This is a genomic window from Labrys miyagiensis (assembly GCF_030160835.1).
Taxonomy (GTDB): Bacteria; Pseudomonadota; Alphaproteobacteria; order Rhizobiales; family Labraceae; genus Labrys; species Labrys miyagiensis.
The window spans coordinates 20,156-40,818 of record NZ_BSPC01000038.1 but is presented as its reverse complement, the minus strand read 5'-3'; the positions used below and the strand labels follow the sequence as shown (position 1 = coordinate 40,818).

The following is a 20,663-nucleotide window of genomic DNA, read 5'->3' as shown; positions in this document are numbered from 1 at the left end:
CATCGGACTGGGCCTTATGGCAGCCATGGCGAGATTGATGCAGCCCGAGACGGATCGTTCCGTTTAAATTCGACGCGAGAGGTGCTTCGACAAAGGAAGGGCGATGCATGACCCTGAGCAAAGGTGAAGCCGACCCTGGATTTGCTAGAACCGCCTTCAGCTTCATTTTGCTCGGGGCGCTTTTGCTGGCGACTGGCTTCATCACTCCAAAGAAAGACACCATTGGGTCGCCACAAATCACCCCAAAGCCAGCCGTTGGGGCTGAAACGGATGTTGATCGCAGCAAATCTGCAGCGAGCCCGGCGGACCTCAGCAGCGCGGGGTGGCGCAATGTCATTCTTCGCACTTACACAGAGGTACAGGATGATCGCCTGGTAATCGTGGCAGGCGGGATCGCCTTCTACGGGTTGCTGGCTATTTTTCCTGGAATTGCCGCGATTGTTTCCATTTACGGTCTATTTGCCCATGCCGACACCATGGGGGGAGCACTTGCACCAGCTGTCATTTTTGCTACCGCCCGATGCTTTCTCCATCGTCGAAGATCAAATTCGTCGTGTTGTCGCCCAGAGCCAAGGAGAGCTGGGCGTGAAATTCGTTCTAGGTCTTCTATTTGCGCTTTGGAGCGTAAACTCCGGGACGAAAGGGCTTATTGATGGTCTGAATGTCGCCTATGAAGTGGAGGAAAAGCGATCATTCCTCACTCTTAATTTGCTTTCGCTTGGAGTGACCGTTGCATCGTTGCTCAGTATCATTGTGCTCATCGCAGTGGCTGCGGCGTTGCCTGCCATCTTCGACGCGACCCTGGATTCCCGCACGGCCGTGGTGGGACTGAGTATTTTGAGATTGCCTTTAATGCTGACTCTGTTTGTAGCCGGGCTTTCTTTGCTGTACAGGTTCGGGCTCAGCAGTCAGCACGCGAAATGGCGCGGGATTAGCCCAGGTGCTGGCTTTGCAGCCTTGGCGATCATCTCCATCTCACTCGCGCTGACGTGGTATCTTAGCAACTTGGCGGATTACAATAAAACCTACGGCTCGCTTGGTGCTGTAATCGGCCTCCTAATTTGGATGTGGCTTTGCGCTTGTTCCATCCTCGTTGGCGCCGAGCTGAATGCCGAAATTGAGCGTCAGACGCTGAACGACAAAACCGCCGGTGCGCCAAAGATCATGGGCGGCCGGGCCTGAGAGATGGCCACGTCGCCGGTCGCCCTGCAACCTGACGCCGATACCTTCAAATCGGATCCTGTCTTGTTCCGAGTACACCGCTATTTTACTAGGCGTACGTTACGGTTCCGCAGTCCATCGAGTTACCCTTTGCAGTACCTAGTCTGAGAGGAATCGAGACGCCGACACAGCCTTTGACGATAACGAACGCTGCTCTGTCTGTTTCCGGTCACGCTTCTTCTACCAGGCGGATCAACGTTTTCAGCACGTCAGTCGCGATGTTAGCATCGACGGTGAGCACGCGACCGCCTCTGCAAGTTACACTCATGCGACCAATTTGAGCGGGAACGTCAAGCTGGTGGCTCCCGATATGCACATCGGCTTCCGTCTCTTCGGGGACGATCTCCGAGCTTTCTGCCACTGGCAAGACGAAGGGATTGGGTGTTCGGAGGTTAGTTGTAAACTTCTTCCGCCAGAGATGGAGCAGCTGCGGCGAAACATTGTGCCGACGAGCAACCTCGGACATTGTGTCGCCGCCCGCCGCCACTTCAGCCAATATCTTCAGCTTCTGAACGTCCGTCCACCTCCGGCGACGTTCGAATGTTGAAGGCTCGGGGGTTGCAGATTGAACAGAAGTTTGCACCTCTTCGATGGGCGTTTGCGCCGTAGGCTCGCCGCCATTGGCAATTGACGCCTCCATTGGTTGCGCCTTGCGCTGTTCGCGGAGGCGATTTGTCCTCGCTCTCATCGCCTCGGCTTCTTTGTCAATGATCGCTTGCGCGGCTGACTTGCTAGCTTCGTATTGGTCGTGCCATCTTTCCGAATTCGAAGTGCGATTTTTGTTCATTGATGTCGTCTCGTCCCCGTTCCTCCCACTGGCGATTGGTAACGTTTCCTCTTGGGGGCGAGTTCCACGCGCTTGTATTCGCTTCGAACGCAGAAGCGGCGGGCCAGCCAAGCGTAGGGCCGCCGAACCTGGGCCAAAAGCCCTCAGAGCACATCAGACCGACCATCAGTCTTTTATCGTTCTAGACGACCCGCTGCGTTTCCCTAGCGCCTCCTTGAGAGCGAGAGCGTTTTGCACGGCTGCACCGGACGCAGTATTATCAAAGATACACCATATCAACGCGGCCTTGCTGGCGAGGAGCACATCAGCTAATTGCGAGATATAATCATCCGAGTAGCTTGAATAATAGACCTTCGGCTTGCCGTGCAGTCGCAAATAACCGAATTGTTCTGTTACGCGTGCTTCAAACTCATCGCCAAGAAGCGGCGGGTCGGCGGCCACCCGCGCGACGCGATACTCCTTAAATAGCGGCCCTGCCTCCAGCCAGCTCGGGTGGCGAGGTTCAAAGGCGATATTGCTGCTAATATTCGAGCGGAGGCGCTGAAGAAGGCGCTCGACACTTACAAGCTCGAAAACGAGGCTCGGGGGCAATTGCACCAGAATGGGTCCGAGGCGTTCGCCAACTAACGCAACCTTTTCCATAAAATCTTCGAGACGGATATCGTCGCAAGCAAGATGTCCCGTGTGCGTTACTGCCTTTGGCGCCTTGAAGGCGAAGCGGAAGGCGGACGGCACCACCGCGGACCAGTGCGCGAGCGTCGCATCCTTATGGATTCGATAGAAGGTGGAATTAACCTCAACTCCTTGGAATACGGCGGCGTAACGTTCGAGCGACGAGCCAACCGTACCGAATAGATCGACAGAGCTACGTGGAATTCCCCATCCCGCCGTTCCGACAACTATGTGCGGCATGACGGCTCAACCATAAGACGTTTCCGCGCAAGCTGTGACGCCATAAGTGGAGTTGCTATAACTGCACGGAGCATAAATAAAGTCCCCACTAAGGGTTTATTTTGATCGGACACTTCAATGCCATAAGACCAAGACAAGTATTAGTGACCACACACGCCGTCAGCATCAAGTCTTCCGATGAGCCAGTCCCCAAAATCTATCAATTTGTATGTACAATTAACTACGCGACTAACTCACCGGTCAACAATTACTTATGACGAACCAATTATCTTATTGACTCGCTGCTAGATCCGTCCCATAAGCGCCAATATAAGCAAAATGAGTAGTACGAGACCTACACCGCCGCCGACGTAGGGGCCACCGTAATAATAACCGCCGCCGCCACCGAAAAGCAGAAGCAGAATAAGAATGAGGACAAGCCAATTCATTTCAACCCTCCATCGAGAACGCGAACAGAACGTTCCTACGACGAAAAAGGTTCCTGCATTCGGACGCCTATTTCGAGGGGCCAAAAAAGCCCATTAATGCCGACGAAGAAGAGCCAGCACCCCAAGGGGCCGTAAAATGGTTCACAAAAGCAACGTAGGCCGCATTATTGGCTACTTATAATTATCTGTGCACCTCGCAGGTCTATACCCCCATCGCGCGAAAGAGTCCGCTTTCGGGAACACCCATACAATAAACAGCGTCTAGCCCGGCCGTTTCAACCGGTCTGTAACGTCTCCCAATGGCGTGCAATGCCCTATCGCGGGCCCAGGTGCTTTCGTAGCGGCAGCGAATAGCGGCGGGTAAGGTATTCCTGGACGTACTCGAGGGTTCCATGATCGTTCTTTAAGGTGTCCGTGGATCCTTCGATTTTTGAACAACTTTAGTCATGGCCTTGGGGTCATGGGCAACACCAGCCTTTAGAACATCTGCGGCGGCCTTGTCTTTGCGGCTGGGACTATCTCGCAGGCGAGCCGTATCGGGCTTTGCGACCAATCCCTGGTCATCCGGCTTCTTGCCGTCGGCGCGAGCCGCCGCCTCGAATTCACGCAGGGCTTCCGGTTGCTGCCCCTTTTGCTCTTTTGGGCGCTTGATATTGTCGACCATACTTACCTCCCATAGCTACGGTCCTTGTAAAACAATCGTGGAAGGAGCAGGGTTCCTACCCAATTCTTGGGGGCACCGGCGTTCGATCGACTTAGAAGTTTTCTCCTTTCCTGTTGTTGGTTGCATGCTGTCATGCAACCTTACCTCGTGGCGAACGCGAGGATAGAGGGTCAAGGGTCCTGAGGTCGCCTGCGAGCCGCTCCCATCTTAACTGCCCCGCCGGGACATCCTTGGTCAATTTCCAGGACTTCCTCAACTTCCTGGGTGGCGCGAAGGGCGAGCTCACCAATGCGATCAACATCGCCTGCATGAGCAGCGTGCTCGCCTTCAAGAAGGCGGGTGTGGCATTCACCCACGAGACTGCCAAGGAGGCGGCGAGCCTTGACTACGCCAGGAGCCTCGACTCCGCGGTGAAGAAGCCTCTGGTCTCCCGCACGGTCGCCAAAACGACAGCGCCGATCCAGGCTCGTCGACGATGCAGGCGCTCGTGACCTTGGGTGTCGTCAACGCGGTGGGCAGCCGCAAGAACCCGACCTACGAACTCGTGGGCTCGCCCTTGACGAAGGCGTTCAAAGCGCGCAACGCCGCTTAGGCCCGAGATCGGGGAGCCATTGCCCGGTCTTTGCCTAAATCCTCCGGGGCGCTTCGGCATCCCTTCTTTTTGGCTTGCTGTGCGCCATGGGGGAGGAGAAGCGCCTTTGGACTCCCCGTTATAAGCGTCACCGTCGCCTCACATCATCTAGCCCTCGCCCGACGCCCTGGGCGTGTGGTGGATCTTCGAGCGCCACGCTCGCCCCTGACGGTCAGTCCCGACGCAGCGGGGCCGAAAGCTCACATGGTACCCTTCGTTTTGCACTTATGTTTCGCCGTGGGCTTACAGGTGGTGCCAGTTTTCATCTTCATGCCGTGGCCCTTCATGGCGCCGGCCTGGCCGCTATTGTCGCCGGTGTTCTTTGTGGTGTCGCCCGGTGACGCCGACGGCGTCCCGGAAGGGGCGTTCGTCGTCTGCGAAAAAGCTGCCACGGGAACGGCGATGAGCAACACGGCTAGTCCCGTCGTAACGGTTTTTCCAAACATGAGTCGTTCCTTTCCTTAAGCGCTTATAACCCACCGTCTCCAACCTCGACGCCGCGGCCGATGTTCCGAGGGTGCGCCGTCGTCAGGTCAGCGCAGGTCTCCACCAGGCCATTGCCCACACCGAAGCAGCCTGAATATCTTGGCTTCCTTCGCATGGTCGTGGCCGACTCCCGCCAGTTTCCGTGGATCGCCGGGGAGTTTGCCACGGTCATCGACCCCAAATCGAGCGGCTCGTGCGCTGTCTTGCCCATCTGACTGGGCTGGGTAAGCTGGACTGCCACAATCCGAGCTTGCCGCTCACTAGCTCATGGGAAGCTCAATGAGCTATCGTTGTGGCCCTGAATGATGAGCCGAGAGGGGCCTATCAACATCATTCACCGGCGCTCAGGTTTTGCTCTCACCTTTGCCAAGGACTCATGCAGCATCGAAAGCTGATTGCCTTACGGCTAGGCATTGATCAGCTCAATCACGAGGCTGAGGCCAGCGAGTTCCTTGCCTCCGCGGCCGGGGAGGCATCGTCGGGAACCTGATTGCCGGCGAACCCTGTCACCACCTCTACGAATGCGGTTGGCACCGGCGGTTACCATCCCAGTTCCTCGATCGATTTGCCGACGTGGTCCGCCATAGTTGCTCCCCTGGCGCCCAGTGGCTTGGGAGGACCAAGGGTGGAGTCACGGGCGGTCTGATGCTCGGTTTCCGCATCGACGGCAGCGCCGAAAAGGCTCACAAAGATCGAAATCCAGCACCAAGTCATGAAGGCGACGATAGCACCGAGCGAGCCATACAGGCGGTTGTAGCTGTTGAATTCAGCGACATACCAGGAGAAAGCCATGGACGTTGCGACCCAAGCCAGTGCAGCCGCTGTGCTACCAGGCGTAACCCAACGCCACTTTGCGTCGTGTCGACTGGGGCCGATGCGATACGTAATCGATAGTGCGATCATTACGGTCACCAACAGGATCGGCCAGCGCAGGTATTGAAGGGCGAAATCTGTCGTAGTGTTCAAACCGAGGGCAGCGGCAATCAAGGGAACAACCAATATGCCGAACAAAGCAAAGATGATGAAGGCTATCGTTCCAACGGTTGTGGCGAAGGTTGTAGCGTAGACGGTCAAGAGGCTTCGTTTTTCTTTTTCCCCGTACACCACGTTCAAGGCGTCGAAGAAGGCGGTGACGCCCGAATTGGCACTCCAAAGGCTGATAAGCAGGGCCGACGCCACGGCCACACTCAAGGTGCCGTTGCTCTTGGCCGCAACGCCGATGATCTGGCCGCGTATCAGGTCGAGAATGTCTGCAGGGAGGACGCCGTTCAAAAAGCGCAAGTGGTCGATGATGGTCCCAACATCTGCAAACATGCCGTAAAGTGATACGGTCGCCGCGATCCCCGGGAAGATTGAAAGTATCACAAAGAATGCCACGCCTCCGGAGAGTGTCAGCAGCCTGTTCTGGGGAATGGAAAGCATGACGCGAACAGCAATGTCCTTCCACCCTAGGGATGGGATGTCGGCTGGCGAATTCGCATTGCGTCCCCGGCCGCGTTCCTGTGCGCGAGCCAGATCGGCGGACAGCGTAGGCTCTGCAGCAATCTTCTGCGCCTGCGCCTGCCAATCCTCGCCGTCTTTAATGGTTTCAGTCATGAAATGCTCGAAAGTTTTTCGCTGGTCAACAAGTAGACTCGCATCCGGGTTCCAACAGGCGACGGGTCCGCGCTGCTCGCTGAGGCAGCGCCCCGGAATTCTTATCGTGGTGAAAGGTCGAAGGTGCGGTTTCATCGGCGGGCGCAGGAAATTGACATCATCCCCGTCCCTACCTCAGCTTGGACGTTTCCGTGACAATGCCCCGCCGCTTCGTCGATCTCGCGGAAACTGGGGACGTTCGTTGTAGACGGAGACGATCAAGGAACTGTGCGATGACCCCCTTGATTTTTTGGGGCTGCTGCGCCGCCGCACCGCAACGACTGCTGGTGCAATCATTCTCGGCCTGTGGACGCTGGCTTTCGCGTGGGCGGCGGACGAAGCGTCTGAGCTCCTTGAGAATTCTGGTCGAGAAGGCGCCCTGTGCACCGCTGGTGACGCCAATGGGGCTGGCCCCTTGAGCTTAACTGCCCCTGCCGGGCCTGGACGAATTTCTCCTTACCGTCCCGGAACTCCACTGCCTTGAGAACGTTGCATTTCGTCCCTGATATTTTGATCCGTCAGCGGTGCGAATTCTAGCATGGAGGGTGAGAACATGGCACTTCTTTATGCCGCAGAGGAAGTATCTTTGGCCGACTGTCCGTTCGGACTTTTTATGTGGCACGAGACGCTTGCACTCAAGACGCTCTACCGTGCACGGGATGGCGGCATCGTTGCTTACACTGTTTCGTCCGGAGAATACTTTTACGGGGACGCCAGGCTATGCGACGAACTGGCAAAATTAATGGTTCGGCCGGTCATCGTAGCCGATGAGGAGGCCGTATCTGAAGACCACCTTTGGCTCTCATTATCGTCCCGGCTTAGCCAGTTATCCGGGGATGGTTCTGGCCCCGCGCGAAAAGGCCAAAGGGCGTAAACATTTTGTCTAAATCTGGCGAGGCTTAAGGGAAAAGACAGTTGGGGTCCCGGCGGAGGGCCTCCAGGTTCTTGCAGGAACTATCGCGTGCAAAGCACGCGCCGCTTGATAGATTTGCTCAATACACTTGTTTTGCATTCAGGATGGCCGGTCGAAAGGCCGCCCCTAATCACCGCCGAACCACCCTCTACACGTAGGTTTTTTGCCGGCCAGCCGAATGGGATCAGATTGGAACTCCAATTGGATTGCCGAGTTTTAAGGTGATCTCAAACTGCAATTGGAGGTTGACATGAACAGGATGAGACAGGTTGCCCTAGCGGCATTGTTAGGATCGGGAGTTCTCGCCCTCGCATCGACCGGCGCGTCTGCACGCATCGTATGCAACGAAGATGGCGACTGCTGGCATGTGAAAGACATGTACGATTATCAACCTGGGTTCAGGCTGACGGTGCATCCGGATGACTGGCAATGGAAGCAGGACGAAAAGTACCGCTGGCGAGAACATGAGGGGCGCGGATACTGGCGAGGCGGCGTTTGGGTCCAATTCTGACCGCGTCGTACTAGGGGCTAGCGATAAGGCCTCCCCGGAACTTCCTAGTCACACCGGCGTTTAGTCCTCGGTGACTTGGTTTTCTCCCCTCACCAACCGAGCCCGGCCGTGCTCTCCCCGTGCGCGACCGGGCTTTCTTTGTGAAGGGGACGGGACGGGCTCCGCTGCTATGTGCCGGTGCAGATCTTCGTGACAGCCATCTAGTTTGCCTTAGGCATGTAACATCGCCACCGTGCTTTACGCGGGCATCCACGATGAAATGCCTCTAACGTCCTTTATGCCTCTCGGCCGCGAAACAATGCTCCGAATGTCACCGGATGAGGTCGTAGCGCCTGGATCGCAGAAAATCTCAACGTTTGGGGCAGCACGAGAACGTATTTGCTTACTAAAGGTAATGTGGCCGGACTGAACACCCTCTCGCGCCCGGCGGCCAACGACGGAGGAAAGGCATGACGCCGATCGTCCTCAAACCGACTCATACCGACCGAGCTGTCGCCGATTTTGTCGCCGGTCATACGTCGCCCGCGCTCGAAGAGATCTCCAGCCTTCTCACACTTGGCGGTGATGAGCACCTAATCTTTTCGACCCTGGCCGCCGCCGCGCTTTTTGCCGCTTTCGGCACTTCGTCCGAACGCAAGAGCGTGGCGCATCTTTGGATTGCGACGCTGTCTGTTGCCGCAGTGTCACATGCCCTGAAGCGCTATGTAAACCAACAACGTCCTGATCGAACAGAAGCACCCTTCGAGGGCCAGGGCATTCCTCACTCGGGAGGAGCCTACAATGCCTTCCCGTCCGGCCACGCGATGTATATGGGTGCCATTGCCTCCACTCTTTCCCACCAAGCGCCGCGATTCAAGGTACCCATCTGGATTGGAGCCGGTCTCATCGCATTAACCCGCGTTGTTGTTCTTGCCCATTGGCTATCGGACGTTCTGGTTGGTCTCGCGATGGGCTCTGCTCTCGAACGGTTGACCCGCACTGAGTCTGAAGAAACTGTGAAGCCGCCGCGACGGTAAAGGAATGGCTCAGAAGGATCGGACAAAGACGGCTCTCGATGAGTCCAGAATGCTCATGCTGGGCGCGCAAGTCCTGCTGGGGTTTCAGTTTCAAGCCCCCTTCCAGGATGCTTTCGGGCAACTTTCACAAACCGAAAAGACATTGGAATTGCTCCTCCTTGTCATAATGACCGTGGTCATAGGCTTACTGATCGCACCGAGCGCCCATCATCGTATTGTCTACGACGGCAGGGCCACTGCGAGCCTGGATCGATTTGTTGCTCAGATGTCTGAGCTAACGCTTGCTCCTTTTTCCACCGCGCTTGCACTGAACCTCGCTATTGCGGCGTCGCGCACCGTTGGGATAACTTCCGCGTGGATAACAGGCATTGCGTCCTGCGCCTTCACGACGCTTCTTTGGTATGCACCGGCCTTGGCAAACAAGGGAGGGAAGCCTGTGACAACCTCCGATGACAAAACGCCGCTCGAGGCGAAGATAGACTATGTGCTCACCGAGGCGAGGGTCATTTTGCCTGGAGCGCAAGCAATGCTTGGATTCCAATTAGCAATCGTTCTCACGAGTGGCTTCGTCCAGCTCCCGAGTCAGGTCAAAACGATTCATGGTTTTGCGTTAGGTTTGATCGCGATTTCAACGGTTTTGCTGATTACGCCCGCGACCTATCACCGTCTGGTTTACGCGGGCAACAACGAGCCGAGCTTTCATCGCCTCGCTAGTCGCCTGCTCTTGTCTGCCAGCATTTTCCTCGCGCTCGGTCTCGCCGCTGATACGTATGTCGTGGCCTTGAAGATTAGTGAGAATTCACGGATCGCAGTTTCGCTCGCCCTAATCGCATTGGTCGTTCTCGCAGCGTTATGGATCGTTTGGCCCTGGTTGTTGCGACGAAAGACTGAGCGGGAGCATGCCTAGGCCCTTTTTAATCACGGGCACTCGCAGCCCCGGTAAATGTTCACGCGCGTGAGCCAACATTTGAACGCACAGAAAGCGAACGGCACTCCCCGACTTGCGAGACGCTCCCTAGGAAATCAGTGGAAATCGAACATATGGAAATCTGGCGCGTTGTATTCGATCAGCGATAAGGAGCTAGAATGACACAAAAGCCGAAAGCGAAGGCGCCGCAGCCCTTCCGAGATGAAGTAAAGCGGGCCGATGCCGCCCGCACGCCCGAAGAGAACCAGGCAATCATTGACGATGAGTACAAAGCTGCTTCCGAGAAGACCAAGCGCGTTGATCGCCTGCACAGCCTTGCGCGTTGACGATCCGGATGTCTCCAAGCGAACAACCGTACGCCGGCGAACCGATTAAGCCGCCGCTGCACTTGGGCGACCCAAGCCCGCGGATGGTGCATCTGTGCGTAGACATGCAACGAATATTCTTTCCCGGCTCGCCTTGGGGTTCGCCCTGGACAGAACGGATCTTGCCGACCGTGGCCCGTATCGCCGCACATTCTGCAGAGCGGGCCGCTTTTACGCGCTTCATCCCGCCTGTGTGTCCCACCGACATGCCCGGCATGTGGCAGCGATACTACCGACGCTGGGAGCCGATGACGCGCCAGCATCTCGATCCGGAACAGCTGGATTTACCGTCACCCTTAGCCGCGCTTGTGCCGCCGGCGGTGGTCGTGGACAAGACGACCTATTCCGCGTTCATGCTGCCCGAACTTCACAACTGGCTTCGCTCCGTCAACGCAGACAGCGTGGCAATCACAGGGGCGGAGACAGACGTCTGTATTCTCGCAACGGTGCTTGGAGCCGTGGACTATGGTTATCGGGTAACTATCGTCGTCGATGGCATCTGTAGCTCGTCGGATCCAGGCCATGAGGCCTTGCTCGAGCTATACGCCAAGCGCTTTAGCGAGCAGATCGACACGGTGGAAAGCGATGAATTGTTGGATCGCTGGGGGCCAAGTCGGTGAGCCGCAGGATATGACAAAAGGGCTGAGGACTGCCCACCGCCCCGGTTGCTCCCTAGATTTTGCTGGTCGCTCAACTACCGTCCTAAGCGGCATGCTGAACATAGCAACGGAGCACCAAAAAGGGGATAGTCTGAGTGAGCCAAGCCGGCGGAAGTCCTGATCTGCGCCGAGCCTCCCATCCCCGCATCACACTATAACACTTCGATCAGCCGAGCCGGAACCTTGCCGTACAGACCGCGTTTGAAATGCTATCGAAACTGTCTTGGTTAGACACGGCGAATGAGGAACGCGTGTGAGCGTTGTGGGCAGCATGAAGCGATACGAAAACAGGCCGTCAGCGAAAGATTCTTCCAATGAAGAGAGAAGATTATCTACGTATCTCAGGCCTTTTTGAGGAATTTGATGAACTCGAGCTCACTCTAAAAGAGGCACAACAGGATCCGGAGTTCAAGTTAATCTATATGACTCAGTCCAACCGACCCGCGGAGCGCATTGTGCGTTCTCAAGTTACTGCATTGCTGGTTACGCATCTCAGGGAAATCATAGCGGCAGAAATTTCGAGAGTGAAGAGCGCCTTGAAAGACTATGGAGCCGAACTGCCAGACGATATTGCCGCGTGAACTCGTCTTGTCCTGTTCTCGACAATTAATTGGGAGCACCCTAAGCTTCCGTGATCGCAGTCTTTGCCCCACGCTGCGGAGGCAACGCACAGTGTGAATATCTGAGCAGCTGGCCAGGTTTATCTGTGGATGGCCGACAGTTGTGATCCATCTTGGTCGGCAATATCGATTAGTGCGATTCCGAGTTCCGGCTTCTTTCGACGTCGCAGATGCGCGGGTGTTTCGCTCACGATCACCTCCAGCGTGGGACGCACCTTGCCGTCGAGAAAATGACCGCCGCCTGTCGACCCATCGGACAGGCCGAGCACGACATGAAGATGCAGGCTTGCCTGCCCGTAGTCCTCAAGAGCGATGTCGCCGATTGCGCTGAGGACCTCACACTGCTGCGCAACATCGATTCTCCGATAGAAGGCGCTTTGCGCCTTTTCAACAGGACATTGATCCGCCACAGCATCAAGACAGGCGCTGACCGTCGGTCGCACCCGGCGTGTATACTTGTAGGGCCATCCCAGGAGGCTATCCAAGGCTTCTTCGGCCGTCGAGATCGTCTTCGCAGATCCAGATTTGATCTAAACCGCAACGGCCTCGTTCCATTTGTGAGTGCCCCTTAAGGTGCCCATGCAACGGCCAAATTCTTTTAGGCTTTGAGGCAATGGTTCACATTATCAGGGTGATCACCATTCCGATTGCACACAGCGTCATCGCTGCGGTCGAAAGCCACCCCATTATCTTGAGGCTCAGACTTATGGTTTCTTCCCCCATCACCTTGGGATTGGCCGCCATGAACATCATAACGAACATGATCGGAACGGCCACGACGCCGTTCACGACCGCGCTCCAGAACAGCGCATCGATCGGGTTGATCCCGCTGAAGTTCATGGCAGTGCCCAACATGGTGGCAACGGCAATTGTTGCATAGAAGGCCTTGGCCTCCTTGGGTTTGCGCGCCAAGCCGGTTTTCCAACGGAAGGTCTCGCCGAGCCCATAGGCAGCCGAACCTGCTAACACGGGCACCGCCAATAGGCCCGTGCCGACAATGCCAATAACGAACAACACCTCTGCGAACTTGCCCGCGACAGGTTCCAATGCCTTCGCTGCATCCGCGGAGCTCTTGATGTCAGTGATATTGTGAGCGTGAAGAGTTGCGGCGGCGGTAACCATGATCGAAAGCGCGATGAAGTTAGACACGCCCATGCCAGCCAGAGTGTCGAGGCTGATCCTTTGCTTGGCTTCCTCCGCCTGTTCGGGGTGATCTTTGAGTGGATCGCGCTCGGGCTTTTCCTTCATATCCTCGACTTCCTGTGAAGCCTGCCAAAAGAACAGATAAGGACTGATGGTGGTCCCAAAAATCGCGACAACGGCCGTTAAAAATTCGGCCGAGAATTGGAAGTGTGGAATGAAGAACCCGACACCGAGGGCATGCCAGTCGATTTTGACGACAAAAAGCGCGGCGACATAAGCAAGTAGCGCCAAGCAGAGCCATTTTAGCACACGAACATACTGCTTATACTGAAGAAAGACTTGAGTCATGGCGCAGACAGCTCCAAAAAGAACGCTATACAAAAGTGACGGACCGCCAACGACAAGCTTCGTCGCATCGCCCATTGCTCCGATGTCCGCACCGATATTGATGGTGTTGGCAACAAGCAGGAGCGGGACGGCGGAATAGACCAACCAAATGGGATAATATTTTCTAAGGTTGCCAGCAACACCGCGCCCAGTCGTGCGTCCAAGCCGGCCGCTGATAATCTGAATCGCCACCATCAGAGGATAAGAGAAAAGCAACGTCCAGGTCGGGGTATAGCCAAATTGCGCTCCAACCTGGGAGTACGTCGCGATGCCGCTCGGATCATCGTCGGAGGCGCCGGTGATCAGTCCCGGACCTAAAATGCCAAGGAGGCGCGGCTTGGTAGGTTCGACGACCGAATCCCGAGCCGACAATTCCGGTGACTTTCTGCCAATAGGCATCTAGCTGGTCCTTATCGATTTTTATCTTGACCCGTCCGAGCCACGCTCGAAAACGCCCGCTATCTCCTAAGGTTCCTTATAGGAGTGGCTTCGGTTACTTTAAACCATGGGTAGATCTGGGGCAGGGGCGCTGCGTTAGTCGGGCTATCGGGAGGAGGCCATTTCAGGCGCTCCAACACCGGGACAAAGTGCTGGCAATAAACCGAGGGGAAACAATGCCCTGGGTGTACCGCTATGAAATTACCGATTTGACGACCTGCACGGTCCGGGAAGCCGCGCTGATGCAAACGAACGAAACAATTCGCAAGCTCGGTAGCCGCATCATCGAAGGATCCGGAATTCAGGTGCCCGAAATCGGCGCCGTCGATCTCAGCGCCTATCTTCGAGGTGCCTTGCCACCGCAGGATGAAACACCTAAGAGGATCTATCGGCCGCCTGGTACGGCCGTAAAACCCATCAATGGCGCAGAATCTTGCGGATTCGTTCCACGAGATTTTCAAAGTCATAGGGCTTGGCGACGAATTCACCGCCGGCGGGCATAGCGGATTTCGGCACGCCGCCGCGGCCCGATGTCAGCATCACAAGCATCTCGGGCCAGCGGCGGTGAACCTCTTTGGCGAGCGCAAGGCCATCCATGTCGCCGGGCATATTAATATCTGTAAACAGCAATTTGACATCGGAACAGCGATCCAGAAGAGCGAGGGCCCTCTCTGCGTTCTCGGCCTCCACCATTTTCAGACCGTTCTCCGAGAGAAATTCGGCCACGACCGTTCGAATCATCGGTTCATCGTCGACGATCATTACAACAGGCGCGGGTTCTGGAGCTTTCTCAACCATAGGAGGCGAACCGACGGAAGAAGGGTTCGTTCCGAGAAGGATATGTTTCCACGTGGGTTTGGGCGGCAAGGCGCGCCGCCCTTCACGTCGAACGAAAATCATTCGGCCGATGCATAACCTAATGAAGTCAAACATGAACGGCAGATTAAATGGAAGGCCCTCCGAATAGGACTACGGACATTGCCGAGCTGACAGCAAGCAGATCAATAGCGTGGCCCAAAAGGGAAGGCGAGGTTTAGGACGCCGTCGGCAGGGCGCCACAAGGACGTTGCCCGAAAATCCAGATCGCGTTCGAAACCCGACCGGACGCAAACCGGTCAAAGTAGAGCTACGGAGTGGAATGCATATGCATCGCAAATATAAAGGCTGTCACAGCCATCGCGACAAATACGATCAGTACGATGGCTATGAACGGCGCCAACTTGGCATTTGTTATTCTCGGCATGGCAACTACGGCCTCTCATCGAGCCGCCGCGTACCCCACAGCCCGCTGTAATACGACTCGACCGCACTGGGACGTTCAGGATCATTCCAGTCCCAATCACCCTCGTGCTCGTACTTTGGAGCGCCGCGCAATTGCTCCTGTGTTAGGCTGGTCTGATAGCCACCGAGATCGGTGTTGTATGTGAGCGCATTCCAAGACAGAGGGTAGTGATCGTTCCCTATGCCCAGGAAGCCACCGAAGCTCAAGACGGCGAAGGAGACTTTGCCAGTCTTCTTGTCGATCATGACGCGTTCGATTGAGCCGACGGACTCGCCGTTCGCACCATAAACGGTCGTACCTTCAACTTTATCGCTTCCAATCAGATTACCATATTCGGCGGTTTCATCAGCCATGATCAATAACCTCCACAGTTGTGTGGGGTATAAAACCGCGCGCGGATGACATGGTTCCAGAAGATATCGATTGGAGCGGCCGGCCCGGATATTTACGCTTCGTGACCTGCGACCGATTTGTCATCCAGCGGCGATTAGAGTCTCGGCGTAATTTGCGCCACGGGGCGCGGTGCTAGCAACAGGGGATCGGCGTAGCTGATGATGTGGACGGCCCGACCCCGAGCGTTCAGGCTCTGCGGCGGGAGCGGGTCGATTTCGACCGGCAACGCGAAAGGCTCATCATCATGCATCAGATCGTCCGCATTGGATTGGATATCGCCAAGCGCTGGTTCCAGGTTCGCGCCGTCGACGAATGGGAAAAGGAGATCTTCAATCGGAAGCTCCCGCGCGACAAGGTCCTGGGTTTCCTCGGCTCGCTGCCGCCTTGCGAAGTCGCTCTCGAGGCGTGTTCGTCGTCGCATCATTGGGGCCGCGAGATCGAACGGCTGGGCCATCGGGTGCGACTGATCTCGCCGAATTACGTTAAGCCCTTCGTCAAACGCGGCAAGTCCGATGCCCACGATGTGCGCGCGATCTGCGAGGCGGCATCCCGGCCTGACATGCGGTTTGTTCCTGTCAAGACCGAGGAACAACAAGCAGCGCTGATAGTCTGTTGCCGGCGTAACCGCGACGCGAGCGCCACGGTTGGGCGCAGCAATCGACGACAGCTTTCAGGAGATGGAAATGACAAGGAAATTCTTACGCACCACTGCCTGCGCAATTTGCATCATGTTACCCATGGCCGCCTTTGCACAATCCAGCGGCGGGGGAGGAAGCGGGGCATCAGGCTCAGGTTCCAGTTCTGGAAATTCGAGCTCTTCGTCCAGCGGAAATGGGACAGGCACCGGAACGGGCGGCACCAATGGCGGCAACGGTATGGGAGGGCAAAACCCGACCACCAACACCAATCCTAGCACCACTCCAAATACCGCTCCCAACAGCATGGGTGGCACATCGAACTCTTCGACGACCAACTCTCAGCCAAATACCAGCCCGGCCGGCCAGCAGCAGAATAAAACCGGGGCGCCCGCCCAGTGCGACCCCGCTACGCAAACTTGCTAAAGCGTGGAGCAGCCCCGTCGACGAGAGTCGGCGGGGTGCTCCTTTTGAGCGTGCACTGCTTCCCTCCGTGGCCAATGCTTGAGAGGGAGGCCGCACAGACGCACCTGGGCCACCCCCCAACGGAGTTACGCGGCCTTGCCCGCCTCAAGTCGCCTCTCGTGTTGGGGCTGCGTCGGAACGATGTCGATCCGACGAGGCTTCATCGCCTCAGGGACCTTACGAGCCAGATTGATCTGGAGCAGCCCGTTCTCGAAACCGGCTGCTTCCACTTCGATGTAGTCTGCGAGATTGAAGCGCCGTTCGAACGCTCGAGCCGAGATGCCCTGATAGACATATTGCTCTGAGCTGGAAGGCGCCGCCTTGCGCCCTGCCACTGTGAGCAGGTTCTGTTGCGCTGTGACTGTGATATCGGACGGGGAGAAGCCGGCAACAGCCAGGCTGATCCGGAATGTATCTTCACCAGTGCGCACGATATCGTAAGGGGGAAAGTTCTCCGCGCTGTCCTGGGACTGCGCGTTCAGAAGTTCGAACAGTCGATCGAAGCCGATTGCAGAACGAGAAAACGGACTGAAATCATAGTTTCTCATAGCCACATCCTCCTTGAAGCAACATGGTTACAAGCAGCACGCCAGACGCCGCCAGCGCCCGCACCGGGCCATTTCAGAACCCGACGCGCATCGATTTGGAAAGCCAGGTCGTTGATTCAAGATCCGTAGATAATTTTTTACTTGGCGTGAGGCTTGGATTGGCCAGGGCAACCGCGAACCGATTCGGTCGGGGCGGCGACGAATAATTTAAAACAGGGAGGACGGCGACCAAGCGGCGTGGGCTCTCGTTTTGCTTTACGCCTTCTTCCGGCTCCCGGTCTGTAGAGCGTCGTAAATTCCCTCGTTCAAATTCGAAATGTTATCCATCGCTTACAGTCTAGCCATCTGCAGATAATCAGTAAGGGGGCAGCTTGCGCTGCCCCCTTTGGTTGTTATTTTGCCGTCTGGCTTTTCTTATGCGCCGCTTCAGAATGCTCATGGGCCGTTTTTGAATGGCCGTGAGCGGTCGTTGAGTGTTCACGTCCCTTATCGTGATCGCCCTTGCCATGATATTCAGCGGCGGAACGATGAGACTTGGCGGCGTTTTCGTGATGTTCAGCTGCTTTGGTATGCGCGTCCTTTGGCATGTAACCTCCTGTTTTGCCGTTGCCTCCCGAAAACCGCCATCGAAAATACAAGTTCCAGCTATGAGTAAGGTCAGTCGCGCTGGTCGGCCGCGCCTCGATCCGACAGTGCTTCAAAGATTGGCGGACAAAAGCGATGGAGGATCTGGAACCACGGCTCAGCGAAGCAGTTTGTTTCCGGCAGAGGCGCTGAACCTTTTCAAAACAGAGATCGACGCCTCGCCAGTTTCATCGCTAGGAGGACGTCATGGGCCGGGGAATATTGTTGTGGCTTCTAGGAGTCCCGATTCCCATCATCATTCTGATCGCGCTGCTGTATCGCTAGGGGGCTGCTGTGTCTGAATCTACCATTTTAGCGCCTGCGCGGGCTGTCGCCGGAGGGCAGGTCGAGGCTCCGCAATCGGCCGTGTCCTGGGCCGCTATCATCGCCGGGGCCGCTGCCTCGACGGTCATCTCGCTCCTTCTCATCGTGGTCGGCACTGGCATTGGTCTGGTTTCGATTTCGCCCTGGTCCAACTCGGGGGCCTCGGCAACGACAGTTGGCATCCTCGCCATCGTTTGGTCCCTCGCGATCCCGCTCTTTGCCTTTGCCGTCGGTGGCTACCTGGCCGGACGCCTACGGACCCAATGGGTCGGCGTCCACACCGACGAGGTGTTCTTCAGGGATACCGCCCACGGCCTGCTGGTCTGGGCGGTCGGAACCCTGGTTTCGGCCTGCCTAGTCGGAAGTATTCTGTCCGGGGCGGCCAGCGGAGTCGCTCAGGCAGGCGCAGCGCTGACCAACGTAGCGGCCAGCGCTGCCGGATCGGCCGCAGGTGCAGCAACTGGCAACAGTGATGTGGGCGCCTACTTCAACGACATGCTGTTCCGCTCGCAGCAGGCGCCGGCAGATGGCGCCGCAACGCAGTCGTCCAGGGCCGAGGTGGGCCGAATTCTTGAGCGTTCGCTCGCCAACGGTGAGTTGAGCGACGAGGACAAGGCGTATGTCGCGCAAGTTGTTGCCCGCCAGACGGGGCTAAGTCAGGCCGATGCGGCCAAGCGGGTGGACGATGTGATCGCCAAGGCGAAGGACACAGCTCAAAAGGCGGGCGATAAGGCCAAGGCCGCAGCGGACGTTGCCAGAAAGGCGGCTGTCTACGCTGCACTCTGGGCGTTCGTGGCGTTGCTGGTTGGCGGCCTGTCCGCATCCTACATGGCCACGGTAGGAGGTCGGATTAGGGACGATCTACCCGCGGTATAGTCGCCATACCCATCCAACTTCTCTCCCAGCGACGTAGTCAGGGTAGATCGTCGCAGATGTGGTCGGGCGTTTGAAAGAGTACCCATCTTATGAAAGGGTGGTACAGGGGCCTTTGCTTCTTCGCTTATTTGACCGCCCTCGCAGCAGCGATGAATGTTGGGTGGTCTCCAGCAAGCCTCGAACGGCGACGAGGTACGGGCCTGCTTACGAGGGGGCAGCGATCGCTTCCAAGGCGCTCTGGAGTTCATCGGATGTAAAGGGCTTTTGCAGGCGCGGCTTGCCCTGAAACGCCTGCGGCAGTGACCAATCTCCATAGCCGCTGGCTAGAATGAATGGAACGCCGCGTTCGATGAGGACTTCAGCGACGGGAAAGACTTGGCCGCCTCTAATGGTGATGTCGAGAATCGCTGCGTCAATTTCCTCTTGCCGAGCGAGACGGAGCGCAGCCTCGAGCTTGTTCGCGGGTCCTACGATGAGACATCCAAGTTCTTTCAAAACTTCCTCGACGACGAGGGTGATCATCATTTCGTCCTCGACAACGGGAATGCGGCGGTTGGCGAGGGTTGTCGCCATCAGACTTTCTCCGATTTAGCCGCTGGGCATGCGATCCGGAGCCTACTCGAGCAGGGAAAGGCCGTTGAGGACATGGCTCAGAGGGCCAGCAAGCTTTTCAGAGTGCAAAGCCGAAACCAGACGAAGGATTGGGCCCGCCTGATCGCGTCAGTCTGCCGCGTTCTCAAAAAACCCTCAGCGGTGGCCGCGGGCTAGCGCGCCTGGGCATGGCCCTCCTTGCGACCATTATGCACGAACTGCCACGTTCGGACCGGCTTGCACGCAGCAGGCAGGGGTCGAGGAGCGGCGCGCGCGATACTATCCTCGGCGTTTCGCAAGGCCTGGAATGCGAAGCGGCCCAAGCCGATGAGCTCGAAATAGCGTAGCATCGCTCCTATTTTCGGCTGGGTATGCCCGACCAGGCAAACGCCCTGCGCATCGCAGGCACTGACGACCTTGAAGTCGCCATTGGCCGCCATCAGATGGCGTGCGCACAGTCCCCGAATGACGGGTCCGGTGCGTTCAGTCCATACATACCAGCCATATTGGTCGGCCTCATTCGACAAGAACTCCAACTCCGCCGGAGAGAAAACCTTCGAATAGCTTTTGTTCATGGTTCCACCCTGTGTGCAATCGCCATCTTCGCGGCGCATTATTGCGTTGGCCAAAAGTTCCCAGACCACAATTTTGATACAGGCTTCTTCATGCGAAAGGGCATGGCTCGTAATGGCTATTTACACCTCGGCTCCATATTGGGAGCAACGTAGAAGTGCTGCTGGCAGAATATCCCCGCTCGTCAGGTATAATATGATACCAACAAGGTCGTTGCTAAACAATTTGTCGGATAAATAGGCAATTCGACTTAGGCAAGTTGTTTAGTTCCTCACCCGCTGAAGGTTTCGTCAAGGTAAACAAGGGGATTTTGCCGCAATGTCACATGGAGCACGAGTCACCAACCCGCGACAAAAGTCGACTTCTGGTAACGGCAACGCGTTTTAGCATAGGCTTTGGCGGGAACTCGGCGACCGAGACGCTGAGCCCGCGAGCGAGGCAAGGACCCATTTCATTGAAATGCGTCTCCCTTCGGGACAATGACCCAGCTGGTGGATCCGCATGCTCTCGCGACCGTCTCCGGCGAGCGGGGATGAATTCGCCTAACAGGTTTATGAAGCGAGCGTCCAATCCGATGGGGTGACGACTCGAATGGAATTTATGGTCAA

Annotated in this window: 26 protein-coding genes; 11 read left to right on the top strand and 15 right to left on the bottom strand. The window is 56.7% G+C overall.

Features of this window, described 5'->3' with window-relative positions; translation table 11 throughout:
* Positions 1-337 (bottom strand): hypothetical protein (locus tag QQL24_RS20050; protein ID WP_284314076.1); only part of this gene is annotated, 337 nt, incomplete at its 3' end.
* 128 nt (positions 338-465) lie between these two features.
* On the opposite strand from QQL24_RS20050, the gene QQL24_RS20045 reads away from it, so the two are divergent.
* Positions 466-1,182, top strand: a complete 717-nt coding sequence (locus QQL24_RS20045; protein ID WP_284314079.1) for a YihY/virulence factor BrkB family protein — start codon at positions 466-468, stop codon at positions 1,180-1,182.
* 208 nt (positions 1,183-1,390) lie between these two features.
* On the opposite strand, the gene QQL24_RS20040 is transcribed toward QQL24_RS20045, so the two are convergent.
* The 4 genes from QQL24_RS20040 to QQL24_RS20025 all read right to left on the bottom strand — a co-directional run bounded on the left by QQL24_RS20040 (position 1,391) and on the right by QQL24_RS20025 (position 4,012).
* Complete coding sequence (locus QQL24_RS20040; RefSeq protein WP_284314075.1) at positions 1,391-2,008, bottom strand: transposase; 618 nt, start codon at positions 2,006-2,008, stop codon at positions 1,391-1,393.
* A 165-nt stretch (positions 2,009-2,173) separates the two neighbouring features.
* Positions 2,174-2,920 (bottom strand): DUF72 domain-containing protein, encoded by a 747-nt coding sequence (locus QQL24_RS20035; protein ID WP_284314074.1) that lies wholly within the window; start codon positions 2,918-2,920, stop codon positions 2,174-2,176.
* A gap of 284 nt (positions 2,921-3,204) precedes the next feature.
* On the bottom strand, positions 3,205-3,348 hold the full coding sequence (locus QQL24_RS20030) for a DUF3309 family protein (RefSeq protein ID WP_284314073.1): 144 nt from the start codon (positions 3,346-3,348) through the stop codon (positions 3,205-3,207).
* 403 nt (positions 3,349-3,751) lie between these two features.
* On the bottom strand, positions 3,752-4,012 hold the full coding sequence (locus QQL24_RS20025) for a hypothetical protein (RefSeq protein ID WP_284314072.1): 261 nt from the start codon (positions 4,010-4,012) through the stop codon (positions 3,752-3,754).
* 230 nt (positions 4,013-4,242) lie between these two features.
* Here QQL24_RS20025 and QQL24_RS20020 point away from each other — a divergent pair, with 230 nt between their 5' ends.
* Positions 4,243-4,503 carry a hypothetical protein gene (locus QQL24_RS20020; protein WP_284314071.1) on the top strand — a complete coding sequence of 87 codons (261 nt, stop codon included), beginning with the start codon at positions 4,243-4,245 and terminating at the stop codon, positions 4,501-4,503.
* A gap of 340 nt (positions 4,504-4,843) precedes the next feature.
* On the opposite strand, the gene QQL24_RS20015 is transcribed toward QQL24_RS20020, so the two are convergent.
* Both QQL24_RS20015 and QQL24_RS20010 read right to left on the bottom strand, forming a co-directional pair.
* Complete coding sequence (locus tag QQL24_RS20015) at positions 4,844-5,089, bottom strand: hypothetical protein (protein WP_284314070.1); 246 nt, start codon at positions 5,087-5,089, stop codon at positions 4,844-4,846.
* Positions 5,090-5,669: 580 nt separating this feature from the next.
* Positions 5,670-6,725: a YihY/virulence factor BrkB family protein gene (locus tag QQL24_RS20010; RefSeq protein WP_284314069.1), complete on the bottom strand. Its 1,056-nt coding sequence runs from the start codon at positions 6,723-6,725 to the stop codon at positions 5,670-5,672.
* A gap of 592 nt (positions 6,726-7,317) precedes the next feature.
* Between QQL24_RS20010 and QQL24_RS20005 the strand changes: the two genes are divergently transcribed.
* The 7 genes from QQL24_RS20005 (at position 7,318) to QQL24_RS19975 (ending at position 11,737) form a co-directional block, all read left to right on the top strand.
* Positions 7,318-7,638 (top strand): hypothetical protein, encoded by a 321-nt coding sequence (locus QQL24_RS20005; RefSeq protein ID WP_284314067.1) that lies wholly within the window; start codon positions 7,318-7,320, stop codon positions 7,636-7,638.
* Between the two features lie 289 nt (positions 7,639-7,927).
* Positions 7,928-8,188, top strand: a complete 261-nt coding sequence (locus tag QQL24_RS20000; protein WP_284314066.1) for a hypothetical protein — start codon at positions 7,928-7,930, stop codon at positions 8,186-8,188.
* A gap of 449 nt (positions 8,189-8,637) precedes the next feature.
* A complete protein-coding gene (locus tag QQL24_RS19995; protein ID WP_284314065.1) occupies positions 8,638-9,204 on the top strand; it encodes a phosphatase PAP2 family protein in 567 nt (188 codons plus the stop codon).
* Positions 9,205-9,208: 4 nt separating this feature from the next.
* A complete protein-coding gene (locus QQL24_RS19990; RefSeq protein WP_284314064.1) occupies positions 9,209-10,111 on the top strand; it encodes a DUF6328 family protein in 903 nt (300 codons plus the stop codon).
* 179 nt (positions 10,112-10,290) lie between these two features.
* Entirely contained in the window at positions 10,291-10,458 is a 168-nt protein-coding gene (locus tag QQL24_RS19985) for a hypothetical protein (RefSeq protein ID WP_284314063.1), read from the top strand.
* An 8-nt stretch (positions 10,459-10,466) separates the two neighbouring features.
* The gene (locus QQL24_RS19980; protein WP_431310722.1) at positions 10,467-11,117 is read left to right on the top strand and encodes a cysteine hydrolase family protein; all 651 of its coding nucleotides are present in this window, start codon (positions 10,467-10,469) and stop codon (positions 11,115-11,117) included.
* Between the two features lie 353 nt (positions 11,118-11,470).
* Positions 11,471-11,737 (top strand): hypothetical protein, encoded by a 267-nt coding sequence (locus QQL24_RS19975; protein WP_284314062.1) that lies wholly within the window; start codon positions 11,471-11,473, stop codon positions 11,735-11,737.
* Between the two features lie 119 nt (positions 11,738-11,856).
* Here QQL24_RS19975 and QQL24_RS19970 read toward each other — a convergent pair whose 3' ends face one another.
* The 4 genes from QQL24_RS19970 to QQL24_RS19955 all read right to left on the bottom strand — a co-directional run bounded on the left by QQL24_RS19970 (position 11,857) and on the right by QQL24_RS19955 (position 15,379).
* Complete coding sequence (locus QQL24_RS19970) at positions 11,857-12,306, bottom strand: PCC domain-containing protein (protein ID WP_284314077.1); 450 nt, start codon at positions 12,304-12,306, stop codon at positions 11,857-11,859.
* Between the two features lie 88 nt (positions 12,307-12,394).
* Positions 12,395-13,705, bottom strand: coding sequence for an Nramp family divalent metal transporter (locus QQL24_RS19965; protein WP_284314061.1), 1,311 nt, complete (start codon positions 13,703-13,705; stop codon positions 12,395-12,397).
* 456 nt (positions 13,706-14,161) lie between these two features.
* Complete coding sequence (locus QQL24_RS19960; RefSeq protein WP_284314060.1) at positions 14,162-14,542, bottom strand: response regulator; 381 nt, start codon at positions 14,540-14,542, stop codon at positions 14,162-14,164.
* 450 nt (positions 14,543-14,992) lie between these two features.
* Positions 14,993-15,379 carry a PRC-barrel domain-containing protein gene (locus QQL24_RS19955; protein WP_284314059.1) on the bottom strand — a complete coding sequence of 129 codons (387 nt, stop codon included), beginning with the start codon at positions 15,377-15,379 and terminating at the stop codon, positions 14,993-14,995.
* Between the two features lie 284 nt (positions 15,380-15,663).
* Here QQL24_RS19955 and QQL24_RS19950 point away from each other — a divergent pair, with 284 nt between their 5' ends.
* Positions 15,664-16,332 (top strand): IS110 family transposase, encoded by a 669-nt coding sequence (locus QQL24_RS19950; RefSeq protein WP_284314058.1) that lies wholly within the window; start codon positions 15,664-15,666, stop codon positions 16,330-16,332.
* A 273-nt stretch (positions 16,333-16,605) separates the two neighbouring features.
* Here the strand turns inward: QQL24_RS19950 and QQL24_RS19945 are convergent, their stop codons facing one another.
* Together QQL24_RS19945 and QQL24_RS19940 are read right to left on the bottom strand one after the other, a co-directional pair.
* Positions 16,606-17,067 carry an Hsp20 family protein gene (locus tag QQL24_RS19945; RefSeq protein WP_284314057.1) on the bottom strand — a complete coding sequence of 154 codons (462 nt, stop codon included), beginning with the start codon at positions 17,065-17,067 and terminating at the stop codon, positions 16,606-16,608.
* Positions 17,068-17,459: 392 nt separating this feature from the next.
* A complete protein-coding gene (locus QQL24_RS19940) occupies positions 17,460-17,654 on the bottom strand; it encodes a hypothetical protein (protein WP_284314056.1) in 195 nt (64 codons plus the stop codon).
* A 331-nt stretch (positions 17,655-17,985) separates the two neighbouring features.
* On the opposite strand from QQL24_RS19940, the gene QQL24_RS19935 reads away from it, so the two are divergent.
* On the top strand, positions 17,986-18,891 hold the full coding sequence (locus tag QQL24_RS19935) for a hypothetical protein (protein WP_284314054.1): 906 nt from the start codon (positions 17,986-17,988) through the stop codon (positions 18,889-18,891).
* A gap of 204 nt (positions 18,892-19,095) precedes the next feature.
* Here the strand turns inward: QQL24_RS19935 and QQL24_RS19930 are convergent, their stop codons facing one another.
* Positions 19,096-19,464: a response regulator gene (locus tag QQL24_RS19930; protein WP_284314053.1), complete on the bottom strand. Its 369-nt coding sequence runs from the start codon at positions 19,462-19,464 to the stop codon at positions 19,096-19,098.
* Between the two features lie 191 nt (positions 19,465-19,655).
* Complete coding sequence (locus tag QQL24_RS19925; protein WP_284314052.1) at positions 19,656-20,096, bottom strand: hypothetical protein; 441 nt, start codon at positions 20,094-20,096, stop codon at positions 19,656-19,658.
* Positions 20,097-20,663 lie beyond the last annotated feature (567 nt).